Origin of the sequence: Streptomyces sp. NPDC127106, assembly GCF_042677605.1 — a bacterium.
Taxonomy (GTDB): domain Bacteria; phylum Actinomycetota; class Actinomycetes; order Streptomycetales; family Streptomycetaceae; genus Streptomyces.
In genome coordinates, this window is record NZ_JBHXTC010000027.1 from 59,354 (window position 1) to 71,963 (window position 12,610).

Genomic DNA, 12,610 nt, shown 5'->3' on the forward strand with positions numbered 1-12,610 from the left:
CTGTATGCCCGTCCGGGAGCCCGTGGCGCGTACCGCACGGATCCGGCGAGTGTGCGACAAATCCCCTCCTTCGCGCGCGTGTCGGGGGCCGGGCAGCCGCGTTGAGCAGCCCGTGGACAGACTGCTTCGGGCGGCCGGCCGGTGCGCCCTCGCCTTCCTGCTCGTGCTGGGTGTGGTGGCGCTGCTGCCGCGTGCCGTGCAGGAGGCCGTACCGGATGCGGTGATCGGCGGGGCCGTGCTCGTACTCGGGGCACTGGCTGCCGCCCGCCGGATGCCGAAGCGGCCGCGTTAGCCTCGTAGGGCGGGCGCGGACGTACGGACGCACGGGCCCTGCGGCGCGACGCGGTGCCCGCGGGTGCGCCACGCACAGGGTCGCGGGCCGTGCGGCGCACGCACAGCCACACGCACACGCACCGATACACGGAATCGATGAACTGACGAGGGAGTTGGGATGGCGCGGGTACCGAGTTCCGCAGTGGCGGCCGCCGGGCTGGTCGGCGGTTACGCCGTCGCCCGGTGGACCAAGAAGCGTCCGCTGGGCGGTGTCGTCCTGGGCGCGGCCGGGATCGCCGCGGGACGCGAATGGCACAAGCGCGGCGGCGTCCCCGCAGCGGCCGGGCTCGGGGCGCTGTACCTGGCCGGCTTCGCGGGCGCGCACCCGCTGGCGAAGAAGGTCGGGGCATGGCCGGCCGTGCTCGGCGCGACCGCGGTCGTGGCCGCCACCGCCTGGGCCGTGGCCGACCGCGACTGAGCAAGCAACCGGGGACCGCTCCGCCGCCCCGCCCGACCCGCCGCCGACGGAGCCGAGCACGCGGGGGCGAGGGCGGCCCCGCCCCGCCCCGAGCACCGGCGGCCGACGCGGGGACGGGGCTGCGCCCCGGGCGGGGCGGCGTCAGGCGCGTTGCGCTAGGCGCCGAAGGCCCGGGACGTCGTGTGGATCAGGAGGCCCGCCAGGGCGCCGACGACCGTGCCGTTGATGCGGATGAACTGGAGGTCCCGGCCGATGTGGGCCTCGATCTTCCGGGTCGTCTGCTCCGCGTCCCAGCCGGCCACCGTCTCCGTGATCAGCGAGGTGATCTCGGCCCGGTAGGTGGTCACCACGTACACCACCGCGCCCTCCATCCACCCCTCCACCTTGTCCTGGACCCGCTGGTCCGTGGCCAGCCGCGCCCCCAGCGACAGCAGCGACGCCCGCACCCGCAGCCGCAGCTCGCTGCGCTCGTCCTCCGCCGCCGCCAGGATCAGCGATCGGATCGCCGTCCACGCGGAGGCGATCACGTCCTGGATCTCCTCCCGCTCCAGGAGCTCGACCTTCAGCCGCTCCACCCGGGCCCGGGTGTCCGTGTCCGCCTGGAGGTCGGCCGCGAAGTCCGTCAGGAACCGGTCCACCGCGCCGCGCGCCGGGTGCTGCGGCATGTCCCGCATCTCCGTCAGGAAGCGCAGCAGCTCCTTGTACACGCGCTCGCCGACCTTGCGGTCCACGAACCGCGGGGTCCAGCCGGGTGCGCCGCCCTGGACGGCGCCCATGACCGAGTCCCCGTGCGTCACCAGCCAGTCGCGCGCCCTGGCGCACACCAGGTCCACGACCCTGTGGTGGCCGCCGTCCGCGACGACCCGCTCCAGCGTCTTGCCGATGCCGGGCGCGATCTCGGCGGACTCCGCGCGCCGCGTGATGGCCTCCCCGACGACGGCCTGGACGTCGGAGTCGCGCAGGACCGTCAAGGCTCCGCGCAACGCCGTGGCGAGCTCGGCCGTGACCCGGTCGGCGTGCGCGGGCTCGGCCAGCCAGGCCCCGAGCCGGCGACCGATGCCGAGGGCGTGCAGACGGGCGCGGACCACGTCCGGGGAGAGGAAGTTCTCGCCGACGAACTCGCCGAGCGTGGCGCCGAGCTGGTCCTTCTTGGTCGGGATGATCGCGGTGTGCGGGATGGGCAGGCCGAGCGGGTGACGGAAGAGGGCCGTCACCGCGAACCAGTCCGCGAGCGCGCCGACCATTCCCGCCTCGGCCGCGGCCCGGACGTAGCCGACCCAGGCGCCGGCGCCGGCGTGCTCCGCCCAGGTGGTCAGTACGTACACCAGCGCGACCAGGAGCAGCAGGCCGGTGGCGGTGGTCTTCATCCGGCGTACGCCGCGGCGGCGCTCCTCGTCCGCCTCGCTGAACACGAAGCCGCTGAGAGTGGGTGTGCGGGCCGCCCCCGTGCCGCCCCGGCCCCCGCTACGGCCTCCGCTACGGCCTCCGCCAGCGCTACCGCTACCGCTGCTGCCGCCGGCAATGGCCAGCGCCGTGCCGGTGCGCGCACCCGCGCCGGTTCCGGGTCCCGTTGCGGACCGCGGGTCGACCGCCGGGCGGGGGCCGCTTCGGAGGCCGGCGTCCTTGTGGGGACCAGAGCCCGCACCCGGGCCGGAGCCGGATCCGGTGCCGGGGTCGGGGTCGGCTTCTGCATCCGAGCCCGTACCCGTCCCGCGGCCGGAGCCGGGCCCGGAGGCAGCACGGCCCGGTCCCGAGCCGGGGCCCCGGTCGGGCGCCGAGCCGGAGCGATCCGGCCCCCGGCCGGGGTCAGGGCCGGGGTCGGGGCCCTGGCGTGGGCCGACGGGGTCGTCGCCTTCGGGTGCGGTGCGGTCGTTCACGTGCTTCTGCCTTCCCCGGGCGCCTGTTTTGTCTGCATAGCATCCGACTCCCCGCGAGCCCGAGGAGTTCCCGGTGCCCGGCGCGCCGGCCTTGGGGTGCCCCAGGCCCAAGGCCCCGGCCCCAGGCCTCAGCCCCTCAGAGCTCCTTGCGGAGGCTCGGGCCGCCCAGCCCCTCCGGGCCCTGGGGCGGCTTCGGCGTCTTCGGCGGCTTGACCTTGACCTCGACCCCGCCCCAGAAGGCGAGGCCCGTCACGACGACCCGCGGGGCACCCGAAGCCGGCGGCCCCGCGGCGCCCTTCTGTTCGAAGCCGCCCATGATCCCGACGCCCCGTACGTCGAGCTCCACGTCCGGCGGGACGGTGATCTCGATGCCGCCCATGATCGCAACACAGTTGATCACCACCTCGCGCTGCGCGAAGCTCGCCTCGCGCAGGTCGAGCTCACCGCCGCCCCAGAACGCCACCGCGTCCAAACGCGGGGGCATTGTCCAGTTGCCCTTGCGCTGGAACCCGGACATCACGGCCACGGCCGTGCCGGACGCCCCCGCCGGCGTCCCGCCGCCGACCCGCGACGACCAGGAGCGGTCCGTCCCCGCTCCCGGGAACGCAGCGGCGGCCGGCGCACCCCCGGGCGCCGGCAGGTCCCTGGTCAGCGGCTCCAGCTCGGCGTAGGTGCGCGATGTGTACGCCGCCTCCAGCCGCTCCTCGAATTCGTCCATGTCGAGCCGGCCCTCGGCGACGGCGTCGCGCAGCCGCTCCACCACCCGCTCCCGGTCGGCATCCGACGCCCTCAGTTCCGGCAACGGCTTCTGCGGCCCCTCGTCAGTCATGAGGTCCAGCCTATGCAGCCGGGCACGGGAGTTGTACGCCCCGGACCCCGGTCCTGTCCCCTGATCCGCCCCTGATTCTTCCCTGGCCCACACCCCCTAGGCCTCCCGGACGGGGCGCCCCCGCCCAGCCCCCGGCGGCGCGGCCCGCCCCTCACCCCCGGCCCGTGTACATCCGCGCGATCACGTCCTCGATGTCCGGCTCCCGCACCGACAGGTCCGACAGCGGGTACCTCGCCGCCACCTCCGCCACCAGCGGCGCCGCCGAAGCCCCCGCCGGGAACGCCAGCCACTGCCGCGGCCCCTCCACCTTCACCACCCGCGCCCCCGACACACTGATCGCCGGAAGCTCCCGTTCCAGGTCCAGTACGAGCATCCGCTCGCTCTCCCCCACCGACCCCGCCGCGTACAGCCCGGCCAGCGCCCCGTCGTACATCAGGCGCCCGTGGTCGATCACCATCACCCGCTCGCACAGCTGCTCGATGTCCTGGAGGTCGTGGGTAGTGAGCAGGACCGTCGTGCCGAGCTCCGCGTTCAGTTGCCGCAGGAAGCCCCGCACCTTCGCCTTGCTCACCACGTCGAGCCCGATCGTCGGCTCGTCCAGGTACAGCACGTCCGGATCGTGCAGCAGCGCCGCCGCGATGTCCCCGCGCATCCGCTGCCCCAGCGACAGCTGCCGCACGGGCACGTCCAGCAGAGCGCCCAGGTCCAGCCGGTCCACACAGCGCTCCAGGTTCTCCTCGAAGCGGGCCCGCGGAATCCGGTACAGCCGCCGCATGAGCCCGTACGAGTCCTTCAGCGGCAGGTCCCACCACAGGGTGGTGCGCTGCCCGAACACCACCCCGATCCGGTGCGCCAGCCGCATCCGCTCCCGCGCCGGATCGATGCCGGCGACCCGCAGGCGGCCCCCGCTCGGGGTCAGGATGCCGGTCAGCATCTTGATCGTGGTCGACTTCCCGGCGCCGTTGGGCCCGATGTAGCCGACCACCTCGCCCCGCGCCACCTGGAAGCTGATCCCGTCCACGGCCCTGACCCGGTGCTTCTCCCTGCGCACCCGGCCGGCCCGGCGCCGGACGTCGAAGACCTTCTCGACCCCGTCCAGCTCGATCAGCACGTCCCCGCTCCCCTCCACGTCCCTGCCCCCACTGCCCTGACCGCCCTGACCGCCCTCACTGCCCACAGCTCCTCAGCTCCTCAGCTCCCCGTGCTCCGATACGTACGAAGGCCCGCGCGCCAGGCCAGTACCGCGGGCACGGACACCGCCGACGCCACCACCGGGCTCATGAACGCCAGCCACCCCGGCAGCCCCAGCGGGTCCGGCCGCCCCAGCACGTACAGCGCGGGCAGCCAGTTGACGAAGGCGAGCGGCACGAGGAACGTGACCCCGCGCAGCAGGTCCTTCGCGAAGATGGTCGGCGGGTACTGGAGCATCGTGGTCCCGCCGTACGTGAACGCGTTCTGCACCTCCGCCGCGTCCCCGGCGACGAACTGGAACGCCGCTCCGGCCACCATCACCGCCCCGAAGATCGCCGCCCCGGACACGACCATCACGGGCAGCAGCAGGACCTTGGCGGGCGTCCACTCCACGTCCAGCACCGCCACCGCCCAGGCCATCACCCCCAGCCCCTGCACGACCCGCCCCAGCCGGCGCAGCGCGAACCGGTCCGCCGCGGCCTGGGCGAGCACCGGGACCGGCCGCACCAACATCGAGTCGAGCGAGCCGTCACGGATCCGCAGCCCGATCCGCTCGAGGTTGCCGAGCAACAGGTCGGCGAGCCCGAGCGAGGCCGAGGAGGCCCCGTACAACAGCGCGATCTCGGGCAGGGTGAACCCGCCCAGCGCATCGACGTGCGAGAACATCAGGAAGATCGCGACGAAGTCGAGCAGCGTGATCGCCGCGTTCCCCACCGTCGACAGCACGAACGACGCCCGGTACGCCATCGTCGACCGGATCCACATCGCCACGATCAGCCCGAAACCGCGCAGCCCCTCCCACGCAAGCCCGCCCCGGACCCCCTGCACCCCCCGGGCCTCCCGAACCCCCCGAACCCCCGGAGCCTCCTCAGCCACAGCCTCCTCAGCCACCCTGGACCACCACCTTCCGCGTCGCGGCCGACTGCACCATCCGCCCCAACGCCAGCAGCACGAACGCCCACCCCGCCTGGAAGGCCAGCGCCCGCGCCACCTCCGCGGCCCCCGCATGCCGACCCAGCAGCACGTCCATCGGGACCTGGAGCATCGCCGACCACGGCAGCACCCGCACCAACTCCCCGAAGCCGCCCGGGAACACCGTCAGCGGTAGCAGCATCCCCGAGAAGAAGATCGAGGCCACCGTGGCCATCAGATTGACCCCGGCGCCGTCCATCAGCCAGAACGCCGCCAACCCCAGCAGATAGCGCAGCGCGAAGCTCACCACCAGCGCGAGCAGCACCGACCCCAGGAACAACAGCCAACGCAGCGGATCCGCGGGCAGCGCCAGCTCGAAGGCGAGCGCCCCGGCCACCAGCGGCACCGCCCCCCGCGCCACCAACTGGAACGCCGCCCGCCCCAGGTCGGCCGCCAGCCACCACAGCTGCAAGTCCGCCGGCCGGTACAGGTCCACCGCGATGTCCCCGGTCCGGATCCGCTCCTGGAGCTCCTCCTGGAAGCCGCCCCCGATCAGCGCGGCCGCCGCCAACATCGCCTGGCTCACCCACACGAAGGTCAGGGCCTGCGCCTGGTCGTAGCCGCCGAGACCGGGCCGCTCCTCCCACAGCGCGACGTACGTGTACGCCAGGATGAAGCCGAAGACGGTGTTCGTGAACACCCCCGCCGCCGTCGCCGTTCCGTAGGTCGCGTACCGCCTCAACCCCCCGGCGGCGACGGCCAGATAGAGCCGCGCCCGCCCCGACGCCCGCTGGCGCACCGTATCCCTCCGATTTCCCGCGTCGTTCCCACGTCGTCCCGCCTCGGCCAAAGACGCGCGAGCTTAGTGCGGAGGAGCGATCCATGCGACCGATTTACGCCCGTCCGACGCGGAATGAGCAGCCATCGGGTAGACAACATGGAGTACAGATCCGGATATTTCGAACTGCTTCGAGGAGCCCCGGCAATGAGCGACCAGTCACCACCCCCTGGCTGGACCCCTCGTGACCCGGTCGCCCCCGCCGGACAGCCCGCCGGACAGCCCGCCGGACCGCACACGGCCCCCAAACCGAAGCGACCGCGCACCGGATGGCGCCGCCTCGCCCCCACCTGGCGCCTGGCCCTGGGCTGCGTCCTCCTGCTCGCCCTGCTCCTCTTCGGCACCCTCATCGCGGGCTACCTCCTCGTCGACATCCCGCCCGCCAACGCCGCCGCCACCGCCCAGTCCAACGTCTACCTCTACTCGGACGGCTCCCAACTCGCCCGCGACGGCGAGGTCAACCGCGTCAACGTCCCGCTCTCCCAGATCCCCCGGACGGTGCAGGAGGCCGTACTCGCCGCCGAGGACCGGGACTTCTACTCCGAACGCGCCGTCGACCCCAAGGCCATGGTCCGCGCCGCCTGGAACACCCTCACCGGCAAGGGCAAACAGTCCGGCTCCACCATCACCCAGCAATACGTCAAGAACTACTACCTGGGCCAGGAACAGACCATCAAGCGCAAGGTCAAGGAGTTCTTCATCGCGATCAAACTCGGCCGCGAGAAATCGAAGGACTACATCCTGGAGGGCTACCTCAACACCAGCTACTTCGGCCGCAACGCCTACGGCATCCAGGCAGCCGCCCAGGCCTACTACGGCAAGGACGTCGGCCGGCTCACCACCGCCGAAGGCGCCTACCTCGCCACCCTCCTCAACTCCCCCAGCACCTTCGACGTCGTCACCCACCCCCGCAGCCGCGACCGCGCCCTCGCCCGCTGGAACTACGTCCTCGACGGCATGGTCAAGAAGAAGTGGCTCACCGAGACCGAACGCGCCGCCATCCGCTTCCCCGAACCGGGCAAGGTCCGCGCCGCGTCCGGCCTCTCCGGCCAGCGCGGCTACCTCGTCGAAGCCATCAAGGACTACATCACCGAACACGAGATCCTCGACGAGAACACCCTCGCCGAAGGCGGCTACCGCATCACCACCACCATCGACCGGCGCCGCCAGACCGACCTCGCCGACGCCGTCGACGACCAGATGGTCAGCAAACTCGACCCCGAACAACGCCCCGTGGACCGCTTCGTCCGCGCCGGCGGCACCTCCATCGACCCGGCCACCGGCAAGGTCGTCGCCATGTACGGCGGCATCGACTACACCAAGCAGTACGTCAACAACGCGACCCGGCACGACTACCAGGTGGCCTCCACCTTCAAACCGTTCGTCTTCGCCTCCGCCGTCCAGAACGACTCCCGTACCCAGGACGGCCGCCCCATCACCCCCGCCACCCTCTACAACGGCGACAACAGACGCCGCGTCGTCGGCACCCGCATCCCCTACGCGCCCGAGAACGAGGGCCAGATCAGCTACGGCCCCATCCCCGTCACCACCGCCACCGACCTCTCCGTCAACACCGTCTTCGCACAGATGGTCGTCGACGTCGGCACGGCCAAGACCAAACGGACCGCGATCGCCCTCGGCATCCCCGAGAGCACCCCGAACTTCACCGCCACCCCCGCCATGGCCCTCGGCACCATGCAGGCCAGCGTCCTCGACATGACCCAGGCCTACGCCACCCTCGCCGACCACGGGCGACGCACCCCGTACACCTTCCTGGAGAAGATCACCAAGGGGGACACCACCGTCCCCCTCCCCGACCGCACCCCACGGCAGGCCGTCAGCCGCGAGGCCGCCGACACCACCACCTCCATGCTGATCAGCGTCGTCGACAACGGCACAGGCACCGCCGCCCTCGCCGCCGGCCACCCCGCCGCCGGCAAGACCGGCACCGCCGAACTCGACCGCGCCGCCTGGTTCGCGGCGTACACCCCGAACCTGGTCACCGTCGTCGCCATGATGGGCCAGGACCCCGACACCGGCACCCCGGAATCCCTGTACGGCGCACTCGGCCAGGCCCGCATCGGAGGCGGCGGCTACCCGGCCCGGATCTGGGCCCAGTACACGAAGACGGCCCTGGAGGCGACCGACCCCGTCGACTTCGACCTCGAACTCCAGCCCGGCGCGGCCGCCACCCCGCCGCCCTTCGCACCACAGACCCCGCAGGAGCCCGGCCAGGCCACCCCCGGAACACCGTTCCCCCCGGAACGCCCGAACCGGCCGACCGGGCCGCGGGACGAGCAGAGCCAGGGCCAGGACGAAGGCCAGGACCAAGGGCAGGACCAAGGCCAGGACCAGGGCCAGGACCAGGGCGGCCAGGACCAGGGCGGCCGGACCGAGGGGCAGCAGGACCGCCAGGAGACCGGCGGCCGGACCACCGAAGGCCAGACCACCGGCAGCACCGGCGGAACCGGGGGCGGCGGAACCACCGGCGCCCCAGGCGGCACGGGCGAGGGATGGCGCCCCCGCACCCGCACCCGCCCGCCCTCCGAATACCTGGAGTGACACCCGACGGGCACGACGTCCGCTCAGTGCCCCGAGGTCGCCTTCAGCCCGACCACGGCCACCAACAACAGCACGATGAAGAACACCCGGGCGGCGGTGACCGGCTCACCCAGCACGGCCATCCCCAGCACCGCGGCCCCGGCCGCACCGATACCCACCCACACCCCGTACGCCGTCCCGATCGGCAGCGTCCTCGCCGCGTACGACAACAGCACCATGCTGGCGACGATCCCCGCACCCGTGAACACGCTCGGCCACAGCCGCGTGAACCCGTCGGTGAACTTCATACCGATCGACCAGCCGACCTCCAGCAGACCGGCGACGAGAAGCAGAACCCAGGCCATGACGGCCACCTCCGGAACGAGAACGGAAACGGGGGTGCGTCGTCTTGTCGTCAACCCGGTACGGCGCGTCTCGTCGGGGCGGTTCGCTCCCCACCGTAACAAAGCGGCAGCACGGCAAAAGGGCCGGTGACCGAAGTCACCGGCCCACCGGCCGGCCACGGCACGGCGCGGCCACGGACGGAAACGAAGAGGAAAGCGAAGCCGAAGAAGCGGATCAGAGGTAGAGACCGGTGGAGTCCTTCGACCCCTCCAGCCGCTCCGACGCCACCGCGTGCAGGTCCCGCTCGCGCATCAGCACGTACGTCGCACCCCGCACCTCGACCTCGGCCCGGTCCTCGGGGTCGTACAGCACCCGGTCGCCCGGCTCCACACTGCGCACGTTCTGCCCGACCGCGACCACCTCGGCCCAGGCCAGCCGCTTGCCCATGGCAGCGGTCGCCGGGATCAGGATCCCGCCGCCCGAGCGCCGCTCACCCTCGGGCGAGTCGGACTTCACGAGCACGCGGTCGTGCAGCATGCGAATGGGCAGCTTGTCGTGGGTGGTGGTGTTGGTGTTGTCGCTCACGCCACGAAACTACCCGCCCGCGCGCGACCTGTCCGCCGCAGGGTCCTCAGCGCTTGCGGCGCGCCGACACCACGATCAACCCGACCACACCCACGGCCAGCAACGCGACCGGCACGATCCGGTCCATGCGCGGGTTGCCGTTCTCGTCCCGCAGGCTGTCCCGCGCGTCCGTGACGAAGGCGTTCACGGCAACGACCGCGCGCCCCGCCGTGTGGTCGACCGTCGACACGACCTTGGCCTTCGCGTCCCCGACGATCGTCTTCGGGTGCAGGCGCACACCGATCTCGTCGAGCGTCTCGGCGAGCTGCTCGCGGCGGCGGACGATGTCCGCCTCGATCTGTGCGGGGGTCCTGGCTTCCGGCACCGCGCTGCCTCCGTCGTCGTGGTCGTGCCCATGGTCTGGTCGCATGGGGGCGTGATCCGCCATGGACAGTCTGTCAGCTTAGTCTCGTGGCGTAGCGATCCACCTCCCGAGGAGACTGTCGAGATGAGTGAGCGACTCCAGCCGGGCGACACCGCCCCTGCCTTCACCCTGCCCGATGCGGACGGCAACGAGGTCTCGCTCGCCGACCACAAGGGCCGCAAGGTGATCGTGTACTTCTACCCCGCCGCGCTGACGCCGGGCTGCACCAAGCAGGCCTGCGACTTCACCGACAACCTGGACGTGCTGGCCGGGGCCGGCTACGACGTCATCGGCGTGTCGCCGGACAAGCCGGAGAAGCTCGCGAAGTTCCGCGAGAAGGAACACCTGAAGGTCACCCTGGTCGGCGACCCGGAGAAGCAGGTCCTGGCGGCGTACGGCGCGTACGGCGAGAAGAAGCTGTACGGCAAGACGGTGACCGGGGTGATCCGCTCCACGGTGATCGTGGACGAGGAGGGCAAGGTCGAACGCGCCCTCTACAACGTCAAGGCCACCGGCCACGTAGCCAAGATCATCAAGGACCTGGGCGTCTGACGTCCGCCCGCCCCCGAAACGGCCCGCACCAAACCGGTGCGGGCCGTTCCGTTTATCGGACACATCCACCCGTAACCGTCCGACTATCGCCCCGTTACTCCATGCGAGGGCCGCACGCACGGCCGAGGAAGGAAGCGATGGCTCGGTACACACGGGAACTGCTGAAAGCGGCCGCCCGGGAGACGAAGAACTGGGACGACGCCGTCCGCTGGTGCGGCGGCACGCCGACGCCGGGAAGCAGGCGATACCTCAGGGGGAAGATGCAGGAGGCAGGCATCGACGTCTCGCACTTCCCGACACGGTGGGTCCGACACACGGACGAGCGGCTTCGCGAGGTGGTTGCAGCGTCCACGTCGATGTCCAAGGTGCTCCATCTCCTGGGCATCAGCAACGTCGGGGGAAACCAGACCCACATCGCCCGGCGTCTCGCGGCCCTCGATGTCGACACCTCGCACTTCACGGCCTCGAGGGCCTCCACATCCCGTCCCGCAGGGCCGCTGGCACCCACTCTTTCGATCCGCGACCCTCGCTACGGCAGGATCCCCGGGGAACGCCTTCGGCGCGAGCTCCTGAAGGCCGGCGTTCCCGAGGAATGCTCCGAGTGCGGGGTCGGCGCGATCTGGAACGGCGGCCCCCTACGCCACGAGGTCGACCACATCAACGGGGAGTGGTGGGACAACCGCCGGGAGAACCTCCGCCTCCTGTGTCCGAACTGCCATGCGACCACAGACACTTACCGTGGACGCAAGCCGCGGAGTGCGGCATGAGCCGGGTCCGGTACACGCGCGAGCTGCTCGGCCGTAGCGCACCCCTCGCCACCAGCCTGGTCGGCTTGATGCAGCTCCTGGACACACCGCTCACAGCCGAGCGGCGGCGCTATCTACGCAACCGGCTGGCTCACTACGGCATCGACACCTCCCATTTCATCGACGAGCCGCTTCCCGCGCGTGAGCGGGAGTTCTACCCGAAGGAACGACTCCGGGAAGCAGCCGCCCATGCGGACAGCATCACAAGCATGCTCGCCTACATGGGTGTCGAGCCGTACGGCAGCGTCTACGGGCATCTGGCGAAGCTGCTGGAGCGGTTCGGGATAGACACGTCCCATTTCTCGCATCGGGGCCGATCGCAGGCACTCTTCGCTCGCGAGGAACTCGCAGAGGCGGTTGCCGGCTCGCGCAGCATGGCAGGCGTCATGCGGGCTCTGGGCCGCCACCCCTTCGACGGCGCAGCACGGGCTAAGGCCAGGCGCAGCATCGAGACATACGGGCTCTCGACGGAGCACTTCACGGGTCAGGGCCACACTGCTGGACGCCCTTCCCCTTCACGTAAGTCGGCGGCAGAGATCCTGCGCAGGCTCAACGCCGACTCGCCCCGCACCAAGACCGCGACTTTGCGCCGTGCCTTGAACGACCTCGGAGTGCCGCCCGTATGCGATGCCTGCGGCATCGGTGACACGTGGCGCGGCCTCAGGCTCGTCCTGGAGATCGACCACATCAACGGCGACCGGCTGGACAACCGCCGGGAGAACCTCCGCTACCTATGCCCCTCTTGCCACAGCCAGACACAGACATTCGCCAACCGGTCAAGGTCACATCGTCTCGCGGGCAGGCTTCGGCGACCAGTAAGGTAGTCGACGCGGGTCCGTACCCCAGCTGGCAAGAGGGCGCCGGTTTAGGTCCGGTGTGTCGTGGGTTCGAGTCCCACCGGGCCCGCCGTTGGCGCGCGGGTGGTGCGTGGGGTCGTGCCGTTCCGCGTAGTTGGGGTGCACGGCGTGGCCGGTGTCGGA

The 12,610-nt window shown here is 71.6% G+C and carries 14 protein-coding genes, 1 tRNA gene and 1 riboswitch; of the genes, 7 read left to right on the top strand and 8 right to left on the bottom strand.

All coding sequences use genetic code 11. The annotated features are described in order from the left end of the window. Positions 1–112 precede the first annotated feature (112 nt). Positions 113–292 carry a hypothetical protein gene (locus tag ACFVGY_RS22270; protein ID WP_385679975.1) on the top strand — a complete coding sequence of 60 codons (180 nt, stop codon included), beginning with the start codon at positions 113–115 and terminating at the stop codon, positions 290–292. A 159-nt stretch (positions 293–451) separates the two neighbouring features. Next, the gene (locus ACFVGY_RS22275; RefSeq protein ID WP_385679976.1) at positions 452–751 is read left to right on the top strand and encodes a hypothetical protein; all 300 of its coding nucleotides are present in this window, start codon (positions 452–454) and stop codon (positions 749–751) included. A gap of 155 nt (positions 752–906) precedes the next feature. On the opposite strand, the gene ACFVGY_RS22280 is transcribed toward ACFVGY_RS22275, so the two are convergent. The 5 genes from ACFVGY_RS22280 to ACFVGY_RS22300 all read right to left on the bottom strand — a co-directional run bounded on the left by ACFVGY_RS22280 (position 907) and on the right by ACFVGY_RS22300 (position 6,359). After that, positions 907–2,280: a DUF445 domain-containing protein gene (locus ACFVGY_RS22280; protein ID WP_385680046.1), complete on the bottom strand. Its 1,374-nt coding sequence runs from the start codon at positions 2,278–2,280 to the stop codon at positions 907–909. A 484-nt stretch (positions 2,281–2,764) separates the two neighbouring features. After that, positions 2,765–3,457 (bottom strand): DUF1707 domain-containing protein, encoded by a 693-nt coding sequence (locus ACFVGY_RS22285; RefSeq protein ID WP_385679978.1) that lies wholly within the window; start codon positions 3,455–3,457, stop codon positions 2,765–2,767. A 151-nt stretch (positions 3,458–3,608) separates the two neighbouring features. After that, positions 3,609–4,568 (bottom strand): ATP-binding cassette domain-containing protein, encoded by a 960-nt coding sequence (locus ACFVGY_RS22290; protein WP_385679980.1) that lies wholly within the window; start codon positions 4,566–4,568, stop codon positions 3,609–3,611. Positions 4,569–4,648: 80 nt separating this feature from the next. Continuing rightward, the gene (locus ACFVGY_RS22295) at positions 4,649–5,476 is read right to left on the bottom strand and encodes an ABC transporter permease (protein ID WP_385679982.1); all 828 of its coding nucleotides are present in this window, start codon (positions 5,474–5,476) and stop codon (positions 4,649–4,651) included. Positions 5,477–5,531: 55 nt separating this feature from the next. After that, the gene (locus tag ACFVGY_RS22300; protein ID WP_385679984.1) at positions 5,532–6,359 is read right to left on the bottom strand and encodes an ABC transporter permease; all 828 of its coding nucleotides are present in this window, start codon (positions 6,357–6,359) and stop codon (positions 5,532–5,534) included. A 186-nt stretch (positions 6,360–6,545) separates the two neighbouring features. On the opposite strand from ACFVGY_RS22300, the gene ACFVGY_RS22305 reads away from it, so the two are divergent. Continuing rightward, positions 6,546–8,960, top strand: a complete 2,415-nt coding sequence (locus ACFVGY_RS22305; protein WP_385679986.1) for a transglycosylase domain-containing protein — start codon at positions 6,546–6,548, stop codon at positions 8,958–8,960. A gap of 23 nt (positions 8,961–8,983) precedes the next feature. On the opposite strand, the gene ACFVGY_RS22310 is transcribed toward ACFVGY_RS22305, so the two are convergent. The 3 genes from ACFVGY_RS22310 to ACFVGY_RS22320 form a co-directional block, all read right to left on the bottom strand. Then, positions 8,984–9,304: a DMT family transporter gene (locus ACFVGY_RS22310; protein WP_385679988.1), complete on the bottom strand. Its 321-nt coding sequence runs from the start codon at positions 9,302–9,304 to the stop codon at positions 8,984–8,986. A 33-nt stretch (positions 9,305–9,337) separates the two neighbouring features. After that, positions 9,338–9,404, bottom strand: a riboswitch (guanidine-III (ykkC-III) riboswitch). Between the two features lie 114 nt (positions 9,405–9,518). After that, complete coding sequence (locus ACFVGY_RS22315) at positions 9,519–9,821, bottom strand: co-chaperone GroES (RefSeq protein WP_360637762.1); 303 nt, start codon at positions 9,819–9,821, stop codon at positions 9,519–9,521. Positions 9,822–9,915: 94 nt separating this feature from the next. Next, positions 9,916–10,233, bottom strand: a complete 318-nt coding sequence (locus tag ACFVGY_RS22320; protein WP_385680048.1) for a DUF3618 domain-containing protein — start codon at positions 10,231–10,233, stop codon at positions 9,916–9,918. A 123-nt stretch (positions 10,234–10,356) separates the two neighbouring features. Here ACFVGY_RS22320 and bcp point away from each other — a divergent pair, with 123 nt between their 5' ends. From bcp to ACFVGY_RS22340, 4 genes are all read left to right on the top strand, one after another. Continuing rightward, on the top strand, positions 10,357–10,824 hold the full coding sequence (gene bcp / locus ACFVGY_RS22325; RefSeq protein WP_385679990.1) for a thioredoxin-dependent thiol peroxidase: 468 nt from the start codon (positions 10,357–10,359) through the stop codon (positions 10,822–10,824). Between the two features lie 137 nt (positions 10,825–10,961). Then, on the top strand, positions 10,962–11,591 hold the full coding sequence (locus tag ACFVGY_RS22330; protein WP_385679992.1) for an HNH endonuclease: 630 nt from the start codon (positions 10,962–10,964) through the stop codon (positions 11,589–11,591). Further along, positions 11,588–12,454: an HNH endonuclease gene (locus ACFVGY_RS22335; protein WP_385679994.1), complete on the top strand. Its 867-nt coding sequence runs from the start codon at positions 11,588–11,590 to the stop codon at positions 12,452–12,454. Before ACFVGY_RS22330 ends, ACFVGY_RS22335 begins: the two co-directional genes overlap by 4 nt. 7 nt (positions 12,455–12,461) lie before the next feature. Beyond that, a tRNA-Leu gene (locus ACFVGY_RS22340) sits at positions 12,462–12,536 on the top strand. Positions 12,537–12,610: the final 74 nt, after the last annotated feature.

What these genes read in the sequence shown, in the direction of transcription:
- ACFVGY_RS22275 (WP_385679976.1), top strand. Translation starts at nt 452, where the DNA reads ATGGCGCGGGTACCGAGTTCCGCAGTGGCGGCCGCCGGGCTGGTCGGC.
- ACFVGY_RS22285 (WP_385679978.1), bottom strand. Translation starts at nt 3,457, where the DNA reads ATGACTGACGAGGGGCCGCAGAAGCCGTTGCCGGAACTGAGGGCGTCG.
- ACFVGY_RS22305 (WP_385679986.1), top strand. Translation starts at nt 6,546, where the DNA reads ATGAGCGACCAGTCACCACCCCCTGGCTGGACCCCTCGTGACCCGGTC.
- ACFVGY_RS22310 (WP_385679988.1), bottom strand. Translation starts at nt 9,304, where the DNA reads ATGGCCTGGGTTCTGCTTCTCGTCGCCGGTCTGCTGGAGGTCGGCTGG.
- ACFVGY_RS22315 (WP_360637762.1), bottom strand. Translation starts at nt 9,821, where the DNA reads ATGCTGCACGACCGCGTGCTCGTGAAGTCCGACTCGCCCGAGGGTGAG.
- bcp (WP_385679990.1), top strand. Translation starts at nt 10,357, where the DNA reads ATGAGTGAGCGACTCCAGCCGGGCGACACCGCCCCTGCCTTCACCCTG.
- ACFVGY_RS22330 (WP_385679992.1), top strand. Translation starts at nt 10,962, where the DNA reads ATGGCTCGGTACACACGGGAACTGCTGAAAGCGGCCGCCCGGGAGACG.
- ACFVGY_RS22335 (WP_385679994.1), top strand. Translation starts at nt 11,588, where the DNA reads ATGAGCCGGGTCCGGTACACGCGCGAGCTGCTCGGCCGTAGCGCACCC.